This is a genomic window from Vibrio sp. 10N.222.52.C12 (assembly GCF_041474215.1).
Lineage (GTDB): Bacteria > Pseudomonadota > Gammaproteobacteria > Enterobacterales > Vibrionaceae > Vibrio > Vibrio crassostreae_C.
Genome location: NZ_JBFRTR010000143.1, coordinates 1 through 18,541, shown reverse-complemented (window position 1 = coordinate 18,541; position 18,541 = coordinate 1). Strand labels below are relative to the sequence as shown.

Below are 18,541 nucleotides of genomic sequence, written 5' to 3'. Positions count from 1 at the left end.
ATGGTATGCTGTGCTCCTACTTAATTTAGTGTTTCAAAGGCAAAAAAATGAACCCGATTTTAGCAATGTTGAAAGAGAACAATATTAGCGACGAGCAGATCAGCGAGCTATTCAAGACGTTGACCGAGAACCCTCTTGCAGCAATGGCGACGATCAGCCAACTTGGCTTACCACAAGATAAACTTCAAATGCTGATGGGCCAGGTAATGCAAAACCCTGCGCTAATCAAAGAAGCAGTTGAAGAGCTTGGCCTAGATTTTTCTAAGGTTGAAGCCGCTAAAGAGCAACTTCAAAAATAATAGAGTCTGAATGAGCGATTTTGTTAGGAAGTGATAGCCGATTCGGTTAACTGTTCTTGAGATTGCGAATTAGACTTGAGTAAAAAGCCGTTTGAGTATCAATACTTAAACGGCTTTTTTGATCCGACTTAGAAAGGCTAGAAAGAGATACGACAAAAATACTAGTCCGATGTGACTCCCTCGCTTAAATCATGTAATTTCTTTTTAACACTCATGTTTCAATAAACTGAATTCCGGCGTTGCTCATGAAATCTAGCCTAAGCATTCGATCTTACACCAAGCAATTTAATACTCATGCCCATGATGGCTACCATCAACTCGTGCTGCCTATTCAAGGGAGTATTAGTATTGAAATGGTGGGATATGTCGGCAAGGTGGCCGTGGGCGAATGCGTGGTGATTCCGGTAACCACAGCGCATGCGTTTAAGGCGGATGAAGCAGCGCGGTTTATTGTCGCAGATATGGCAGAGTTACCGCAGCACTTGTTAGAGCATGAGCTCTCGGTGTTTACTATCACGCCACCCTTAATGAGCTTCTTGCTGTTTGTTGAAAAGCAGTTGGAATACCAAGTGGACAGTGGCATTGAATCATCCATCTTGGATGTGTTTTCACTGTTATTAGAGCAACAAAAAGTCAGCAAGAGCATCGACCCTCGTATTCGAGCGGTCCAAAGGCTCATTGCGGATAATTACGCCCAGCCTCTCTCTATTTCTCAGCTTGCAGAAACGGCTTGCTTGAGCCCCACTCAATTTAAGAAGCGCTTTAAAGAGTGCATTGGAATCAGTGCGCTTAAGTACATCACTCGCTATCGTATGGAGAAAGCTCAAGCCTTGCTTAGCCATACCGATTTACCCGTTCAATTGGTCGCAGAAAATGTGGGTTATAGTGACTTGTCTGCATTCAGTCGACGCTTCTCTCAGCACTTTGGCATGTCTCCAAGGGCGTTTTTGGGCTCGATGAAAGAGAGTCTTCCAAAACAAGAATAGCGTCCTTTTGGCAAACTCAACTTAGTATATGTTCACTATTATCTATTTCAGAAATGAAAATAGACTAGGTAATAGAAATGAATCTTGCCATCAATCGCGTTAACGAATTCCAAACGGGCACTTTAGCCATCGTGTTTGCTTCTGTTTTATGGGGCACGACAGGAACCGCCGCAAGCTTTGCGCCTGATCTCAGCCCATTAGCGATTGGTGCTTTTTCAATGGGCGTCGGCGGCTTAATGCAAGCAGTCTTGGCGTATCGAAAGATCTTATCTTCACTTGATAAGCTTTTGCTCAACAAAAAGTTGTTAGCGGCGAGTGCGCTGGCTTTGGCGATCTATCCTCTGGCTTTTTACTCTTCGATGAAGTTATCGGGTGTCGCAATGGGCACAGTGGTGTCGATAGCTACTGCTCCTTTCTTTTCTGCACTTTTAGAGTGTCTTATTAGCAAAAAGAATAATATCAACAAACGTTGGTTAACGAGCTTTGCCATTGGCGTGGTTGGTATTGGGCTACTGGTATTTTCAGAATCATCATCAGCGAATGATTCTGGTGACGATCTGAAGCTTTTGGGCATTGGATTAGGGTTGATTGCTGGGTTGTGTTACGCCATTTATTCATGGGCGACAAAAGCTCTGATAGACGAAGGCATTAAGTCGCAAGCAGCGATGGGCAGCATATTTGGGCTAGGAGCGATGTTGCTACTGCCAACGCTTTGGTTTACGGGGGATAACTTGTTCGCATCGAATACCAATATATTGGTGGTGAGTTACTTGGTGTTACTTCCTCAATGTTTAGGCTATATCGCTTTCAGTTTTGGGCTACGCCATGTCACAGCGAGTAGCGCCAACTTGATTACCTTACTTGAGCCAGTCGTTGCCGCCGTGTTGGCCGTGTGTATTGTGGGTGAGCTTATTCCATTGGTTGGATGGCTAGGTATGTTCTTGATAGTGATGTGTTTATTCATCCAATCTCAGCCAACTAAAAAGCCATTATAAGTATTTGTTAAAACGGGATTAATTGAATTAAATTCATGCGTGATTCTTATAATTGAATAAAATGAGTATCTCAGTTGCGAGAGTGCTGTTACTATCGTTATCAATAGTCGGGGGGCATATACCTTAGTTGGTGTTTGCTGAGATCGTTATTCGAGACCCGTTGAACCTGATTCAGTTAACACTGGCGTAGGGAACTATGATTACTTTGCCTACGTGGTTCAACAATGATCTCTCATTGCTTTCACCTCCACACTCTCTTTGCGGCCAAAGTTCGGTTCTCTTACGTCTTTTAGACAGTAGGAGCGACCATGACACAGCATTCCAATTCTCAAGTATCACCTAACAGCACTCAAACACCAGAAAACCAATCTTCTTCGATCAATACTCCGATTGTTTTGACCATTGCGGGTTCTGACAGTGGTGGTGGCGCGGGCATTCAAGCTGATATTAAAGCCATGTCTGCAACGGGTAGCTTCGCTTGTTCGGTAATTACCGCGATTACATCTCAGAACACCCAAGGCGTGTCCGCTATATTTCCAATCCCACTAGAGCATGTCGCTAGTCAGTTAGATGCAGTGTTTACCGATTTGAATATCGTGGCGGTAAAAGTCGGCATGTTGGCGGATTCGCAAATCATCAAAGTCGTCGCGGACAAAATCAAACAATACCAACCTAAACACCTAGTGATTGACCCTGTCATGGTGGCGACAAGTGGCGACCTTCTTTTAGAAAACTCGGCGATCACCACGCTAAAACAAGAACTGATTCCGCTCGCAGACATCATTACGCCTAACTTGCCGGAAGGCGCAGCACTAACGGGCAAAGCTGTGCCTGAAAGCGAAGCCGAAATGCAGGATATGATTGAAGACCTGCGTGCACTAGGTGCTAAAGCCGTTCTTCTCAAAGGCGGTCATTTAGAGAAGGATGAGAACAGTAACGACTTACTGATTCTGCCAACCACGTCTGCTTTGATTAGTGCGAAGCGTTTTCCTACCAAAAACACCCACGGTACGGGTTGTACGCTTTCATCTGCTATTGCTTCTTTCTTAGCGCAGGGCAACACGCTGTCAGAGGCTGTTGAGCTAGGCAAACAATACATTTCGCGCGCGATTGCTCATGCTGATGAGTTGCAAGTCGGCCAAGGTCATGGGCCCGTAAATCACTTCTTCGCTGGGCACGGGAATGTCCGTTAATACGGTGGGTGTTCAGCTCAGCAATGCCTCTTTACGTTATAACGACAGTGAGCACGCAACCTTATCGGGATTGTCGCTTAGCTTAAACGCAGGTAAGTGGACGGTATTGCTAGGTCGAAGTGGCTGCGGGAAAACCACGGTATTGCGTTATCTGGCAGGCTTGTTGGACGACAAGGTGGAGTGGCAGGGAACATTGACAACCTCTGATGAATTGCCTTTAACGGATCGCATCGCTTACATGGCGCAGCAGGATTTGTTACTGCCGTGGCTGTCGGTTATCGACAATGTATGTCTGAGTCATTGTTTTCAAAATTCAGCTTCTGACAAAGCAGTGCAAACCAATCAAGCACTCGAGTTGCTCGCTGCGGTTGGTTTGGCTGATTATGCGAATGCGATGCCGGATCAGTTGTCTGGTGGTATGCGTCAACGTGTCGCTTTGGCTCGAACTTTAATGCAAGACAAGCCAGTGGTGCTGATGGATGAGCCGTTCTCTGCGCTGGATGCGGTAACGAGACACAAACTACAGAGCTTAGCGTGTGAGCTGTTGAGAGATAAAACCGTTGTGTTGATCACCCATGACCCACAAGAAGCGGTGCGTTTGGCGGACAATTTGTATGTGTTGCAAGGCACACCGGCGAACGCTCAGTCTTTATCTGTGCCTCTCACTGCCACACCAAGAGTGTTAGATGGTGAATGTGCTGAGTTACAACAAGCGATCTTAGATCAGTTGGAGCGTGATTATGAATGATCTAACGCGAAGCGAAACTGTGGCTCATTCAACTAACGCACAGACTACCACTGCACGCCCTCGTCAGATGAATCCTGTTGTTCGTTTGCTTATCAGCAGTGCTGTGATTCTCGGTTTATGGCAGTTAGTTGTGGTTGTCTTCGAGATGCCGAGCTTCATTCTGCCCACGCCAGCAGAAGTCTTTTTAAAGCTGATTGAACGTTACGATGTGTTACTCAAACACACATGGGTGACTGCGCAAGAGATCCTACTTGGCTTGTTACTCGGTTTGTCGATGGGGCTGTTTTTCGCCCTGCAGATGCTGATGTTTGATCCGCTAAAGCGTTGGCTATTGCCTATCTTAATTGCCAGCCAAGCTATCCCTGTGTTTGCTATCGCGCCAGTACTGATGCTGTGGCTAGGTTATGGCATCGCATCAAAAGTGGTGATGGCGGCGATCATTATCTTCTTCCCAGTAACCACTTGTTGTTACGACGGTCTACGCAATACACCGACAGGTTATCTCGATCTTGCCAAGACGATGGGTGCATCGAAGTGGCAATTGCTACGTCATATCCAACTTCCTGCCGCACTGCCAACCTTAGCGTCTGGCATTCGTGTGGCTGTGGTGATTGCGCCAATTGGAGCGGTTGTCGGCGAGTGGGTTGGTTCGAGTGAGGGGCTGGGTTACTTAATGCTGCAGGCCAACGCGCGCATGATCATCGATGAGATGTTTGCTGCCTTGTTCATCTTGGCGGTGCTGTCTATCTCGCTCTACTTCATCACAGACAAATTACTTAAAAAAGCTATCCCTTGGGAAAACCAATGATGGTTCACTCAATAACACTTTGTTTAACAAAGCTTCGCTCACGCTATTTATCTCAACAATAACTCGTTAAAAATTAGCTCTATAAACACAATAATAATATTCAAAAGGGAAGGTTAACTATGAAAAATACCAAATTGGTAGGTGCAGTGGCACTGCTTGCTTCATTGGTTTCAGGTCATGCTCTAGCGGACTCTGAACAAAAGAAACTGACATTGATGTTGGATTGGTTTGTAAACCCGAACCACGGCCCGATTGTGATTGCTCAAGAGCGTGGTTATTTTGCTGACCAAGGCTTAGAGGTTGAAATCCAAGAACCAGCAGACCCAAGCACGCCAGCAAAATTGGTCGCGGCAGGTAAGGTCGATTTAGCGGTAACTTACCAACCAAGTTTAACCATGGATGTGGCAGCGGGTCTTCCTTTAGTTCGTGCATCAACCCTTATCGCGACGCCACTGAACACACTAATGGTACTGGATAACGGCAAGAACGATTCGCTAGCGGATCTGAAAGGCAAGAAGATCGGTATTGCGATTGCGGGTAACGAAGAAGCGACTATCGGCACTATGTTAGCGCAAGAAAATGTTGCATTTACAGATGTGCAAACCATCAATGTCGGTTGGGCACTTTCATCTTCATTGGCATCGGGCAAGGTAGACGCAATCTGGGGTGGCTTACGGAACTTCGAAACCAACCAGTTAGCACTTGAAGGTTTTAAAGCTAAGGCATTCTTCCCTGAAGAGCACGGTGTGCCCGCTTACGACGAGCTTATCTTTGTTGCGAACGCAAAGAAACACGACGACGAAGCAATCAAAGCCTTCAACAAAGCATTGGAACAAGCAACGACTTACATTGTGAACCACCCACAAGAGTCATGGAGTGAGTTTGTGGCGTATTCACCAGATACGTTGAATAACGAGCTTAACCAACGCGCATGGAACGACACGCTGACTCGTTTTGCACTTCGTCCTTCTGCTGTAGATATGAAGCGTTACGACGATTACGCACAGTTCATGTTTGACAAAGGCATCATCAAATCACTACCAAAAGCCGCTGATTACGTACCGACTTTTGACTAAGGAATCTCATGAAATACCAAGACTTAATCCAAGCCTGTCAGCAAGATTGGCAAGACTACACCGAGCATGATTTTGTTAAAACGCTAGCAAACGGCACCCTCGCTCAGCCGTGTTTTCTGCATTATTTGAAGCAAGATTTTTTGTTTTTAAAGCAGTATGCCCGCGCTTATGCATTGGCAATTTACAAGGCTAAAACCTTGGCTGATATGCGTCGTGCACTGCCAAGTGTTCATGCGTTGCTAGATTCTGAAATTTCTCACCACGTGACTTACTGTGGTCAGTGGGGTTTAACCGAATCTGACTTGGAAAATGAACCGGAAGATTTTGGTACAGTTGCTTACACACGTTATGTTCTGGATGCCGGCATGATGGGTGATCTTGTCGATCTTTATGCGGCACTGGCTCCGTGTTCCATTGGTTACGCTGTGATCGGTAAAGCGTTGTTAGAAAGCAGCGATACTGTTTTAGAAGACAACCCATACGCGAGCTGGCTTCAGCTTTACGGCGGAGAAGAGTTCCAGTCTGGCGTTGCAACGGGCGCAGAATACTTCAATCAACTGCTTGCTGAAATTGATATCAACAGCGAGCGCGGTCAGAACATCGTTCATATTTTCAAAACGGCAACACGTATGGAAGTAGCTTTTTGGCAGCAAGGTTTGAATGCACTTAATGACTCAACCTCGGCTTAAAAGCGACTTTTACGAATAAGGATTTATCCATGCTAACTGAACAAATCATCCAATCGTTGCGCGCAGTACGAGAGCAAAAGCCACTGGTGGTGAACATCACCAACTACGTCGTGATGAACAATACGGCCAATGCGTTATTAGCGATTGGCGCTTCGCCTATCATGGCGCACTCGCAGCAAGAACTGGCAGAGATGATGTCTTTCTCTGGTGCTTTGGTGATTAACATCGGCACGCTCGACAGTGTTTGGACGCCAAGAATGTGTTTTGCTGTTGAGCAAGCGAACGCGAACAACAAGGTTGTGGTTCTTGACCCTGTGGGTTGTGGGGCAAGTACGTTGCGTACCGAGACTTCTCGTGAAATTGCACGCTTAGCCGATAAGTTGATCATTCGTGGTAACGCGTCTGAGATTATCGCGTTAGCGGGCGAACAAGCGCAGAGCAAAGGCGTTGATGCGCTTGATAGCAGTGATGCTGCGTTAGGTGCTGCACAGTGCTTAGTGGCTGAATACGGTGCAAATGTGGTGATATCTGGTGAGACAGATTACGTTGTCACCAAAGACAGCGTGGTGACGTTAAACAATGGACACCAAATGATGCCGTATGTGACGGGTATGGGGTGTACTTTAACTGCATTGACGGGTGCTTTCGCGGCTGTTGGTGATGATAGTGGTTTAGCTGCAGCAGCGGTATTAGGCGTGGTTGGTGAAATCGCGGCTGAAAACTCTCGCGGCCCAGGTAGCTTGCAAATTAACTTGCTTGATGAGTTGTATCAGTTAGACGAAGAGACTCTGATTCAACGCTTGAAGATTCAGTAGGGCTAATCTAACTCTAAGCCACAAGTTAGAGTTAGAGTTAGAGTTAGATTAACTTAAAAAAGCCCCCGACACTTATGTGTAGGGGGCTTTTTATTGCTGGTTTGGAACTGTGTCAGCTGTGTATAGACTGGCTGGCTAGGTTCTAAATCGGTTAACTTGGCTCTCTAGGTGATGAGCAACCTCGGTTAAGTCGCTCGCTGCACCTGAAATGCTGCTTACCGACTCTTGGTTGCTTTGAGCAATAGTGTTTGCACCTTGCGCGTTTTCACCCAGTGATTTGGTAAGACGATCCTGCTCATCAACCGACACCGCGATTTGGCTGTTGGCTTGGTTCAGATCTTGGATGTGTTGATTAATCACATGTAAGTTCTGAGAAGCTTGCTGCGCCTGCGTTGAAGCGTCTGAAACCGTGCTGTGGCTCTCTTTGATAGACTCTAACGCATCTTTAGCGCCACGTTGTAGTGAGGTGATGAGCTCATCAATCTGGCTAGCAGAGTCTTGGGTACGTTTAGCGAGCGTTCTTACTTCATCGGCTACTACTGCAAATCCGCGACCTTGTTCACCTGCGCGCGCAGCTTCAATAGCCGCATTCAATGCCAACAGGTTGGTCTGCTCAGAAACGCCTTTGATTACTTCAAGAATGGCACCAATGTTCATCGACTCTTTATGTAGGTCGGTCACTTTTTGGCTGCTTACCTGCATGCTTTCATCGGCGCTACCAATTTCATGCAGTGTCTTATCTACTTCTTTCAGTCCCATCGCCACATTCTCGGTGGCTTGGTTGGCAACTTGAGACGCGTGGTTAGCACTTGCCGCAATTTCTGATGTGCTGGAAGCTAATTGATCAACGGCAGAAGAGATATTGATCATTTCACTGTTCAATTGTGTTGCGTTGGTCGAGCTGTTATTTGTCACTTGATTGAGTGACTCCGACATCTCACCAATACGCACGCTAGAACGGTTCACTTGGCCAACAATATCGCGCAGAGATTCAATGGTGATCTCCATATTAGTCAGCAGTTCGCCAATCTCATTTTTGCTCTCAATGTTCACTTCCACATTCAGGTTGCCCTGAGAAAGCTCGTTGGTGATCTGTTTAACTTGTGCGATGCCTTTAGTAATAGAGCGAGTCACCAACACGGCGCTCGTCATGCCAATAACTAAAGCCACACCCGTCAGCAATATGATGATTTGAATCGAGCGCTTTTCGCTGGCTTGCAGTTCTGGTGTTAATGCTTGTTTCTGTTGTTCTAGAATGCTCTGAGCATCAGCTACCGAAATCGCTAAGCTGTCACCAATAGAGGCGAGGGTAGCGGTTCTTTGAGTGTTCTCCAGCATCTGTTGGTGAACTTGTTCAAAGCCTTTCGCGTACGCTTCACGTTGGTTAGAGAAATCTTCAATCAGTTCACTTTGATAAGGAGATGATTTAAGAGACTCAATATCGCCCTCGATACCTGGCAGAGCATATTCAAAGATGTCTTTACCGGCTTCATAGGTTTTGAGGTCGTTGTTGTTTGAGTAACTCAGCACTGTGATCTTGGCTGCGAGGAAGTTCTCCATCAACATGCCTGCGTATAAGCTCGCGTTTGGATCATTGTTATTGTAAGACTCATACAATAAGCTCTGAGCCGCTTTCAGTGCGTTGGTTTCTCGTGTGACCATCTCCACGTTCACTAACTGGTCAATGAGCAGTTGGCTCTGTTTCATTGATCCATAAGCCGCATCAAAAGCTGCAACGCTGTCTTGCACTAATTGCAGGCTCGACAAGCTATCAGTATTGGTGGTGGTTTGGATTAAGTTGTTCAGCAGTTCATCAATCGCAAGTTTGCTCGATTGATAATTCGCTTCGTATTGATCATCCAATGACTCTAAGTAACGTTCAGAAGCTAAACGCATCTGAAGAAAGTGCACTTGAATGTTGCCTGACAATGTCGCCTTGTGGCTGAGGTCACTGTACTGGCTAAAGCCGTTCGACAAGGTTTGAATACCTTTGTAACTCACAAGGCCTGAAATGACGAAAAAGAGCAAGCAGATGGCATAACCCAGCTTGATCTTGAGCGCTATAGAAAGGTGGCGCATAACTATCCCTATATTTACCTGATTCCTTCATAGGGGAGTATTTCATAAAACAGCATTCTGGGCATGCTAAAGCGAATAGTTTGTGTAATAAGTAACGCTTTTGTTAGAAAAATCGGGTTTTTCGACATGCTTTCAACGAGTTGCGTATTTGAGTTCAACCGCCTAACTTAAGGAATTAAGTGCTAACTTCCATGCATAGGATGTGATTTGTCGGTAAAATGGCAGAAAACCAATTTTAGAAATCGACTTCAAAGGTACGCGATGAACCCTTATAAACTTTATCTGGTGACTGACGACCAACAAGATCTAGAAACGCTTAAATTCGTGGTTGAACAAGCGGTTGCTGGTGGCGTCACTATGGTTCAAGTAAGAGAAAAACATGGGGACGTAAGAGCCTTCATTGAACGAGCACAAGCGGTTAAGTCGATTCTGGCTGGCTCAGGTGTTCCGCTGATCATCAATGACCGAGTGGACGTAGCATTGGCTGTCGACGCCGATGGTTTGCATCTGGGTCAATCGGATATGCCTGCAGAGTTAGCACGTAAGCTGATTGGTTCAGACAAGATTCTTGGGTTATCAATTGAAACTGAACAGCAGCTACAACAAGCAGATAGTTTGCCGATCGATTACATTGGTCTCAGTGCGATTTTTGCCACACCGACTAAGACGAATCTAAAGAAACATTGGGGTTATGAAGGCATTCAAATGGCTTTGAAAACAACGAAATTGCCGATTGTTGGTATCGGTGGAATCAACGAATCGAACATTCCGCAGTTGGTTAACACAGGTATTCATGGATTAGCCTTGGTATCAGCGATATGTCACGCTGAAAGCCCAAAACAAGCGACCCAAGATTTGTTGTTTTTGATGGGAGAGTGAGTTTGTGGTGGCTAGAAAACAAATGAGACTCGTCATTTGTTTTCTAGTTAGAGCGCATTAAAGCGCTCGATGCAGTAGCCAGTAAAATTTGTGGTCTAACTTACTGAATACACAGAGCAACCGTGCCGATGACCATAAGAACGATCGCAGCGTACCAACCGTATTGTGCTGTTTTATCAGCAACAAACACCTTAATGTAGTTGATCTCTTCATGCGCCATTGCGATGAAGTCCGTGTAGTTAATCGATAACTCACGGCTAGCTTCTTTCAGGTCTTGTTGAAGCTTGTTGAAAGACTCATCGATGAAGCCCTTTGTTTCCGAAGCAGACGGAGTAGCAGTTAACGCAAGGCTATTCCAAACCGCCATACGCGATTCATATTCGCTTTCACTGACACAATTAAGTACGCGTAAATCATACTCTCGTTTGTTACGCTCTTTACCCATTTTCTCAGGGCAAATATTTCTTAAAACGTTCACGACAAATTTTCCAAAAGGTTCATTTAGATATAAAAAAGCACTCAAAGAGCGCTCATAAACTGGGTGCGAATTAATATTCAAAAAGTGATCTATTTGAAACCGATATAAGCAACGGCAAGGCTGAGCGCTTATCTGGGAGATTTGAAGTTGGGTCAGTGGTGTTAAAGAACGATTTGGGTCTGTCTATATTCGTTTGAAAAGACAAACCCGTTGGGATCGCATAGTAGTTATGTCACTTTGGGACATCAACTAGGGTGTTTTATCCACACGACAAAGATATTTATCGGCAAGATAAGCAGAAATGAGGTAGCGGTGGTGAGTCCCACGTCGATATTGAATCTATGAATTGACGATGAGTGAAGAACAGGGGAGGTTAGTTAGCCTGCCATTGATTGTATTGCAGTGAGTGCCTCTTAAGCTGCTCAATAAGGCTGGTGAGAACTGGGCCGTTGATGTGGCTGCGAGACACCAAACATCCCACTGGAGTAATCCAACCACCATGCTCGTGCGAGACAGGCAACGCCACAAGATCGCCTTTTTGAATGCCTTCCATCACCATCATCTCGGGCACATTTGCCCAACCCACGTTCTGTTCAACGAGATCAACAATGGTCTTGTGGTTGTTCGCATACCAAAGCATCGAGCTAATACCGTAGGTGAACCACAATTCGCGCTGCTTTGAACTGCGATGTACACATTGGCGATAACGTTTGAGGTCCGAGTCTTGTACTACGGACATGCGACTCAGTTCGTGAGTGGCAGAGCTAACAGTTAGGAAACGCGCTTGGCCTAGCAAAAAGAAATCCATATCGACCTTCAGTTCGCCATCCGCGTAGATGATGCCAATCTGTGCATTTCCTCGTCTTACTAGGTCTTCAACATCAAAGGTTGAGGTGGTAATGATATCGAAGTGTGTGATTGGAAACTGATCGGCTAGTGAGCTGATTATCTTGATGAAATTTGTATCTATGATGCTTTCGTCAATGGCAATGATCAGTTCGTGCTCATCTTCCTGTGTCAGGGATTCTACTTTTTGATCGAAGTACTTTTTCTGGTCAAGAATCGACTTAGCCACAGGCAATAGCGCTTTACCTGTATTGGTCAAAACGGGGATGTTTTTCTCTCGGTTAAACAGCTCTTGGTCAATGGCAATTTCGAGGTTGGCTATCGATTGGCTTACCCCAGACTGAGCTCGTTTCAGTTTGCGAGCGGCGGCAGAGAAAGAGCCACTTTCACACACCGTGACGAAGACTTTTAGTTGCTCAAAACTGTACATGTTATCTCTCGCTCAATACAAAATGGGGTACTTATACTTAAGCTATCACTAAACGTGATGGCTGTTAACTTTCTCTTATTGTTTTCGGTGACATAATTTCGGTAAGTCCACCATGTTATAAATTGCTATAGGAATGTATGAGTACGTTAGAGAGAGTTTTCCACTCGGTGTTGTTTGAAGTATTGGCCGTCACACTGTCAATTATAGGTTTAGCGATATTTACTGATCACGATGTGAATGCCTTATCAGGAACCATGATAGTTGTTGCGACTATCGCGATGATTTGGAACTACTGTTTTAACCGTATTTTTGATCGTTATTTCACGGGTGAAAAATCAAAGCGTTCGCTCAAATTACGTGTTTTTCATGTCGTGCTATTTGAGGCTGGCTTGTTGATCGCGACAATCCCTGTGATGGCATACTTACTTAACGTGGGGTTATGGCAAGCATTTTTGATGGACATCGGCGTGACCATTTTTATTACCATTTACGCGTTTGTGTTTAATCTGATTTATGACCATGTTCGAGCATTCTGGGTACGCAGAGGGGAGCTAGCCGTTCAGTAATCTACCAAGTCAGTAAACACGAGCTTGGCCACTAACCGTTTGTTTATTCGTTATTTTGACGGAGATATTCGGTTAGTAGGCCTAGGTAACCCGGCACTGGTTGGCATTCAAAGTGGCGGTCTCGAATCTTTTCAATCTCTTCCGCTTAATAGTTAGTGTAACCCTATGCACTTATTGTTCGATATGTAATTTGAATTTGTATGTGTCGTAAAATGGTAAATATCTTAATCAAAACTTAGCCATCATAGTCATTCGCCCATCACCAGAGCAAACTATGAACAAGTTAAGTTATGACCGAAAAATGCCGCTATACGTGGTGTCTGCACTTGTCCTCAATATGGCATTTAGCTTGTGGTTGCTGAGTATTGCTTCTACGTCAGCCATGGTTTTTTCGGTGTGTGCGTTGTTTTTACTTAGCACTCTTATTACCGCACGCCTTTATCGACATGAAATGGCTCAAAGCAAGAATAACTTGTCGGAAGCGATCATTGATGGTGTCGCAGGTTTTATTGTCCTCGATAGTCAATTGAGGGTCATACAAGTGAATCAACAATTCTCTCGGGTTTCAGGTTATGCCTTTGACCAAGTCGAATCTCGTCCGATTTCTGATCTCTGTTTTATGAATAACAGCAGCCTAATCACGACCATTACTCGCTCACTGAAGGAAAACCAGAGATGGAAAGGTGAGTTGAGTGGCGTCAGTCGACTTGGTGAGCAGTTTACCGTAAACGTTGTGGTGGAAAAGCTAACTGAAATTCTGCCGCACAATAACAAGTACGTGGTGACCTTTACGGATATTAGCCGACGCAAGATATTGGAGCGTCGATTAAGAATGCTGGTGGAAACGGATTCACTGACAGGGTGCTGGAATCGACGCCGCTTTGATAACGACTTAAAACATTATTCTAACCTGGCAGAGCGTTATGGTTACACACATTCCTGTTTTGCGTTAGTGCATGTGTTTTTCCCTGAGCCTAAATCGGCGTTCTCTTGCACCACTCGAAAAGAAACAGCGTTGGTATGCGGCCTTTAGAGCGATGATTATCTCCTATCCAGTGGTGTGTTTTTTCTTTATTTTTCAAATATCTGAAGCTTTGCTGACAATGATGTTCATTGCGTTGTTATCGTTGATGATTACGTCAGAGAAGTCGATAAAGTTGAGCGCTTTTCTGGTGATAAGTAACGGTATCGGGGGATTGCTGGCGATTGCTGCTTTTTCAATTCTTTCTATAGTACCCAACATTGTCTTCTATTCTTTGTTTATAGGACTTATTGCCATTCTTATGGCTACCAAGATCTACACGGTTCCCGAAAAAGCACCTATTTTCGCCACTGCATTTAGTACGTTGCTCGTACTTGTTGGTAGCACATTGATGAGCTCCGGTGATATCGATAGCAACACCCTTATACGCATATTCCAATTAGTGTTAATTGGCATATATATGATTTTGGCTTCTCTATTCCTAGAAACACGGAATTGGAAGTTCCTACAAAATCAGCCTTAATTTTGTCTAACAAGGACGTCTCATGAAGTTAACCGATGATTTTTCAAAACAGGCTATAGACGCTGCCATCAAGATCGCAGCGATTGCCATGCTCGTGTATTGGTGTTTTTCGATTTTGCGCCCATTCATTCTTTTGGTGATATGGGGTGCGATCATTGCGACTGCGTTGTATCCAGTGGCGGTCGCCATTTCAAATAAAACCGGGATGTCGAAAGGTAAAGCCAGTGCATTGCTGAGCTTTATTGGTGTGATTCTTCTATTTATTCCTTTGGCGGCGCTTTCTTCTGGTATCTACACCAGCGCGACTGACCTGATGACAGGCCTTCAAGATGGCACATTGTCATTGCCTAAACCGAAAGAGTCCTTACAAGATATTCCATTAATAGGGGAAAAGGTTTATTCAACCTTGGTTGCCGCCTCGAACAATATTGAAGGCACTTTCATAAAGTATGCAGACGAAGTTAAACAGTTCGCGACGAAAGCCGCTTCTGTTCTTGGCTCGTTAGGTGGTGGCTTCATTCAGTTCATTATCTCTACCATCATTGCTGGTGCATTCATGAGCAATGCGGATAAATGCAAAACTGGTGTGACTCACTTAGTGGCGCGTTTAACGGGCGGTAAAGGTGAAGAATTGGTAGAGCTTTCTAAATCGACCGTGCGAAGCGTTGTGCAAGGTGTGATTGGTGTGGCTGTGATTCAATCCATGATGTCGGCAATCGGTTTGGTGATTGCAGGCGTTCCTGCGGCTGCGTTTTGGGCGCTAGCTGTGCTGCTCATTGCGATAATCCAACTGCCACCGATTCTTGCTCTATTACCTGCGATCATCTACATGTTCAGCGTTGAATCGACACTGGCGGCGAGCTTGTTCTTAGTGTGGTGTATTTTAGTGAGCGGCAGTGACGCTATCTTGAAGCCAGTACTGCTGAGCCGTGGCTCTCACATTCCAATGTTGGTAATTCTATTGGGTGCGCTGGGCGGAATGGCGATGTCAGGCATCGTCGGTCTGTTTGTCGGTGCTGTGATACTGAGTTTAAGTTATGAGCTGATGATGGCGTGGCTTGGACTTGAAGAGAAAAATCAACAAGAAACTGAGAAAAAACCTGCAGAGGTCGAGGGAAAATAGATGAAGCCAGTCTCTAAAGACGACAACTTCTACTTCTTATTCTATGCGCTGTTGGTGTTGTTTTTTGGTTGCGCGGTGATGCAGCAGTTTTATCCGCAAGGCCAGAAAACAATCCTATTTCTTATCATTATTACGTTGGCGAGTTCAATTGCCGGTATTCATAAAGAGCGAGCCTTGTATCGCTCTTGGTACGGGCTGTTATTGATTACGGCGCTCGTGTCTGGCGTGTTTTCATTTTTGGAAGGCTATAACCTGTCGATAGTGACGCTATCGGCGTTGGCTGTGTTCTTGTTTTCACACATTTACTCGGCGTTGAAGCAGGTGATGAAAGCCAAAACGGTGACACCCAATCACATCATCGGCTCAATCTGTATCTACTTGTTGTTAGGGTTTGCTTGGTCGACCATCTACTTGTTAATTTTAGAGATCTTTCCTAATGCCTTTAACGGGTTAGAAGAGCAAGTCTGGCTGACGAACTTGTTTAATGCGATGTACTTTAGCTTTATCACCTTGACTACGGTTGGTTACGGCGACATATCACCAGCTCTGCCTATTGCTCAATTCTTTGTGTTTATGGAATCCATTATCGGCAGCTTTTACTTAGCTATCATGGTGGCGAGTTTGGTGAGCATTCGACTTGCACAGTCTCAGTCCCAATAGAGCATTTACAAATAATAGAGCACATACAAACAAGCCCGGCAATCGCCGGGCTTGTTCTATTTTATGAGCTCAAAAGTCTCTTTAAGTTTGAACTCTGTGTGGGCGATGAACCTTAAGCTTCAGTGCCTTGAATCTTCTCTAATTCAGCGATAGTTGTTTGCGATACAAGCTGACCATCCATGTAATAGGTAACGTTTTGACCGTCTTTGATGCCCGTTAGAGTCGCTGTTTCACCAGATGTATAGACGATGTCCATTTGAATCGTGTTTTCGTCGATCTTAATCATCTCACCCGTTTCAATGGTGCGATTGTTAGAAATTGGGCCGACAGGGGCTTCTTTCAGGCTTGGGTCCAGCTCATCGTTCACTTTGAAGTGCGTGTCTGTTTTTGTATCAAATACGTGTGGTGAACCGCTGATAGGGTTTTTACCTGTCCAGAATTCAAGTGAGTTGAATACCACATAGTCTGCTGCGGTAGTAATACCGTATACAGGCGCTAATAAGAAGTTTACACCTGCACGGGCATAGCGGTTATCGACAACTTCAACGTTAAATTTCATCACTTTCCCTGTTACGGCGTTGCTGCCGATACAACCAGTTAGCGCAGAAGCCAAAACCGTTAGTCCTACAATTTTAAGTGCAATCTTTTTCATTTTAGTACCTGTATAAGTTAGAAGTCTGTTTCGTTGGAACAGGTGTAGTATGGTTTTTATTCGATGGTCAGTTTTACCATTTAGCGCCACTGACGATATAAAATGCACTCGGACTTTTGGCATCAAGCTAGGTATAAAACTGGGCACAAAAAAAGCGCGACCTAATAGGGCGCGCTTTGGGGTATTTAGATAAGTCGTAATGAAAACAACGACTCCCATATAGAATTACTTCATCACGTAGGTATAAGCCGATACGACAAGCCAGCGGAAAAATCGAAATAAAAGGGTAGTGGCTTTAAAGGCAAACTTGGCAATGGATACCATTGCTTCTGAACCAATGCTCACGCACTTATGCAAATCGGATTCTTTGTATTCTGAATAGGTCATCTGTTTTCTCATTTCTCGCGCTTGTCTTTCATAGGTAAGTAACGACTCCTGTCTGGCGATATCCCCTGAGCGCGTAATGTACGAACTTTCGCCGATAGAGATTTACCATTTTATGCCAAGTGGGTTAATAACTAGCCAAAAGAGAAAGGGCTGAGAGAATTTAACGGCATAGCGAGGTGTAACTGATCAAGTTACCGAAAAAACGAGGGTAATAATGGTATGATCGCGGGCTCAGCACCATAAGTGATAAAGAATAGGAAACAGAATGACTCACCTTACCGAACAGCAAGAAGCTGCAATGGCGACGTTTAAAGAAAACTTACACCTTCCAAATGGTGGTTTTCATAAACTGATTATCGAGCTAAGTAAGGAGTATCAGCTGCCTTTCCAAAAGGTGCGTGCGGTTTTAAAGAAAGCTCAAAAAGATGTTGAACGACAAATACGAGAAGATTTTACCAGCGTTGATGACACAGTACTGAGCCAAGCGAATTGGGTAAACATCATTAAGTCGAAGCTTGTTGACTTAGCGGAAGAAAACCAAACGGTCATGGATAAGCTGCAACAAAACCTGAAGTATCAAAAAGTGTTGTCGGCAACCGAGGGTTCAATCGCAAGCGAAGACGAACGTGACGAGTTGATTGAAGAGTTGATTCAAGCTTATGAGAAAGAGGTGTTCAAACCGTTACTGGCGATGTTGCATACAACGAAGCTGTATTGGAAGTTAATGCTGGTGGATGAGACATGTAAGATGAATGAGGAGAATCGTGAGAAGTTCAGTGATTACCCTCAACACATGCAAGCTGCAGAACACTTATATACTCTTGATCAGAAGTTAAGGTCGATGCCGTTAACTTATTAGTCCATGAATGCACTGATAATGACTCAATGGTGATTTAGAGTTTGATATAAGTTGGTTTCAATAGAAGTACGATAACCTAGCTAGCGTTAGCCGCGTGTGAAATGCAAAAAGGGCTAGGTTTCAGATCTGTTTTACTTCTACTCTATTTTGTTCTGCTAGAGCGAATTGAGGGTGACATCTTTTACATCTTTGGGACTAGATGGTGTTTCTTTTGTAGCCTTTGGGAAACGCTATAGGAGTGTGAAATGTCCTAGGGTGTTTCCGTTGCCTGAAACGATAGTTCCGATGCTTTCTCGTTCATTAAATTCAAAGTCAATGAGATAGCTGTGATGTTGTAGCTTGGGCAATATGTGGCGGTGGAGTATATCGCTATTGAGCTGTCGAATCTCGGTGACCCATGAAATCTCTTCTTTGTGTAAATCTATTTTAATCTTGAGCATTTATTACCTTTTCATAGACAGGATCTTA

The 18,541-nt window shown here is 44.7% G+C and carries 19 protein-coding genes, 3 pseudogenes and 1 riboswitch; of the genes and pseudogenes, 16 read left to right on the top strand and 6 right to left on the bottom strand.

Annotation, left to right across the window (positions count from 1 at the left end):
• Positions 1 to 47 precede the first annotated feature (47 nt).
• The 9 genes and pseudogenes from AB4623_RS21550 to thiM all read left to right on the top strand — a co-directional run bounded on the left by AB4623_RS21550 (position 48) and on the right by thiM (position 7,609).
• Entirely contained in the window at positions 48 to 299 is a 252-nt protein-coding gene (locus AB4623_RS21550; protein WP_004731647.1) for a DUF2999 family protein, read from the top strand.
• Positions 300 to 544: 245 nt separating this feature from the next.
• On the top strand, positions 545 to 1,285 hold the full coding sequence (locus tag AB4623_RS21545; RefSeq protein ID WP_017061918.1) for an AraC family transcriptional regulator: 741 nt from the start codon (positions 545 to 547) through the stop codon (positions 1,283 to 1,285).
• A gap of 77 nt (positions 1,286 to 1,362) precedes the next feature.
• Positions 1,363 to 2,280, top strand: a complete 918-nt coding sequence (locus tag AB4623_RS21540) for a DMT family transporter (protein ID WP_017061917.1) — start codon at positions 1,363 to 1,365, stop codon at positions 2,278 to 2,280.
• A 98-nt stretch (positions 2,281 to 2,378) separates the two neighbouring features.
• Positions 2,379 to 2,490: riboswitch (TPP riboswitch) on the top strand.
• 98 nt (positions 2,491 to 2,588) lie between these two features.
• Complete coding sequence (gene thiD, locus AB4623_RS21535; protein ID WP_017064402.1) at positions 2,589 to 3,473, top strand: bifunctional hydroxymethylpyrimidine kinase/phosphomethylpyrimidine kinase; 885 nt, start codon at positions 2,589 to 2,591, stop codon at positions 3,471 to 3,473.
• On the top strand, positions 3,463 to 4,221 hold the full coding sequence (locus AB4623_RS21530; RefSeq protein WP_229647335.1) for an ABC transporter ATP-binding protein: 759 nt from the start codon (positions 3,463 to 3,465) through the stop codon (positions 4,219 to 4,221). The genes thiD and AB4623_RS21530 overlap by 11 nt, the downstream gene beginning before the upstream one ends.
• A gap of 73 nt (positions 4,222 to 4,294) precedes the next feature.
• Positions 4,295 to 5,029: pseudogene (locus tag AB4623_RS21525) on the top strand (ABC transporter permease); the annotation flags it as partial.
• 119 nt (positions 5,030 to 5,148) lie between these two features.
• Positions 5,149 to 6,105 carry an ABC transporter substrate-binding protein gene (locus AB4623_RS21520; protein ID WP_065104608.1) on the top strand — a complete coding sequence of 319 codons (957 nt, stop codon included), beginning with the start codon at positions 5,149 to 5,151 and terminating at the stop codon, positions 6,103 to 6,105.
• An 8-nt stretch (positions 6,106 to 6,113) separates the two neighbouring features.
• A complete protein-coding gene (tenA, locus tag AB4623_RS21515; protein WP_372147351.1) occupies positions 6,114 to 6,794 on the top strand; it encodes a thiaminase II in 681 nt (226 codons plus the stop codon).
• Between the two features lie 29 nt (positions 6,795 to 6,823).
• Positions 6,824 to 7,609: a hydroxyethylthiazole kinase gene (thiM, locus tag AB4623_RS21510; RefSeq protein ID WP_017064406.1), complete on the top strand. Its 786-nt coding sequence runs from the start codon at positions 6,824 to 6,826 to the stop codon at positions 7,607 to 7,609.
• Positions 7,610 to 7,744: 135 nt separating this feature from the next.
• Here thiM and AB4623_RS21505 read toward each other — a convergent pair whose 3' ends face one another.
• On the bottom strand, positions 7,745 to 9,688 hold the full coding sequence (locus AB4623_RS21505) for a methyl-accepting chemotaxis protein (RefSeq protein ID WP_136978326.1): 1,944 nt from the start codon (positions 9,686 to 9,688) through the stop codon (positions 7,745 to 7,747).
• Positions 9,689 to 9,949: 261 nt separating this feature from the next.
• On the opposite strand from AB4623_RS21505, the gene thiE reads away from it, so the two are divergent.
• On the top strand, positions 9,950 to 10,567 hold the full coding sequence (gene thiE / locus AB4623_RS21500) for a thiamine phosphate synthase (protein WP_017066714.1): 618 nt from the start codon (positions 9,950 to 9,952) through the stop codon (positions 10,565 to 10,567).
• A 100-nt stretch (positions 10,568 to 10,667) separates the two neighbouring features.
• Here the strand turns inward: thiE and AB4623_RS21495 are convergent, their stop codons facing one another.
• Together AB4623_RS21495 and AB4623_RS21490 are read right to left on the bottom strand one after the other, a co-directional pair.
• Entirely contained in the window at positions 10,668 to 11,012 is a 345-nt protein-coding gene (locus AB4623_RS21495) for a hypothetical protein (RefSeq protein ID WP_017064409.1), read from the bottom strand.
• A 406-nt stretch (positions 11,013 to 11,418) separates the two neighbouring features.
• Positions 11,419 to 12,321, bottom strand: coding sequence for a LysR family transcriptional regulator (locus AB4623_RS21490; protein ID WP_372147350.1), 903 nt, complete (start codon positions 12,319 to 12,321; stop codon positions 11,419 to 11,421).
• A 137-nt stretch (positions 12,322 to 12,458) separates the two neighbouring features.
• On the opposite strand from AB4623_RS21490, the gene AB4623_RS21485 reads away from it, so the two are divergent.
• The 5 genes and pseudogenes from AB4623_RS21485 (at position 12,459) to AB4623_RS21465 (ending at position 16,175) form a co-directional block, all read left to right on the top strand.
• A complete protein-coding gene (locus tag AB4623_RS21485) occupies positions 12,459 to 12,887 on the top strand; it encodes a PACE efflux transporter (RefSeq protein ID WP_017066716.1) in 429 nt (142 codons plus the stop codon).
• 274 nt (positions 12,888 to 13,161) lie between these two features.
• Positions 13,162 to 13,842 (top strand): annotated as a pseudogene (locus AB4623_RS21480) (PAS domain S-box protein); the annotation flags it as partial.
• Positions 13,831 to 14,392 (top strand): annotated as a pseudogene (locus tag AB4623_RS21475) (hypothetical protein); the annotation flags it as partial. The pseudogenes AB4623_RS21480 and AB4623_RS21475, both read left to right, overlap by 12 nt.
• Before the next feature lie 22 nt (positions 14,393 to 14,414).
• On the top strand, positions 14,415 to 15,515 hold the full coding sequence (locus AB4623_RS21470) for an AI-2E family transporter (RefSeq protein ID WP_017061901.1): 1,101 nt from the start codon (positions 14,415 to 14,417) through the stop codon (positions 15,513 to 15,515).
• Entirely contained in the window at positions 15,516 to 16,175 is a 660-nt protein-coding gene (locus AB4623_RS21465) for a potassium channel family protein (protein ID WP_017064414.1), read from the top strand.
• 112 nt (positions 16,176 to 16,287) lie between these two features.
• Here the strand turns inward: AB4623_RS21465 and AB4623_RS21460 are convergent, their stop codons facing one another.
• Together AB4623_RS21460 and AB4623_RS21455 are read right to left on the bottom strand one after the other, a co-directional pair.
• Complete coding sequence (locus AB4623_RS21460; RefSeq protein WP_017061899.1) at positions 16,288 to 16,827, bottom strand: DUF3332 domain-containing protein; 540 nt, start codon at positions 16,825 to 16,827, stop codon at positions 16,288 to 16,290.
• A gap of 225 nt (positions 16,828 to 17,052) precedes the next feature.
• On the bottom strand, positions 17,053 to 17,214 hold the full coding sequence (locus AB4623_RS21455) for a hypothetical protein (RefSeq protein WP_170962358.1): 162 nt from the start codon (positions 17,212 to 17,214) through the stop codon (positions 17,053 to 17,055).
• Between the two features lie 265 nt (positions 17,215 to 17,479).
• Between AB4623_RS21455 and AB4623_RS21450 the strand changes: the two genes are divergently transcribed.
• On the top strand, positions 17,480 to 18,073 hold the full coding sequence (locus AB4623_RS21450) for a hypothetical protein (protein WP_017061898.1): 594 nt from the start codon (positions 17,480 to 17,482) through the stop codon (positions 18,071 to 18,073).
• A 230-nt stretch (positions 18,074 to 18,303) separates the two neighbouring features.
• Here the strand turns inward: AB4623_RS21450 and AB4623_RS21445 are convergent, their stop codons facing one another.
• Positions 18,304 to 18,513, bottom strand: coding sequence for a hypothetical protein (locus tag AB4623_RS21445; protein ID WP_004731601.1), 210 nt, complete (start codon positions 18,511 to 18,513; stop codon positions 18,304 to 18,306).
• Positions 18,514 to 18,541 lie beyond the last annotated feature (28 nt).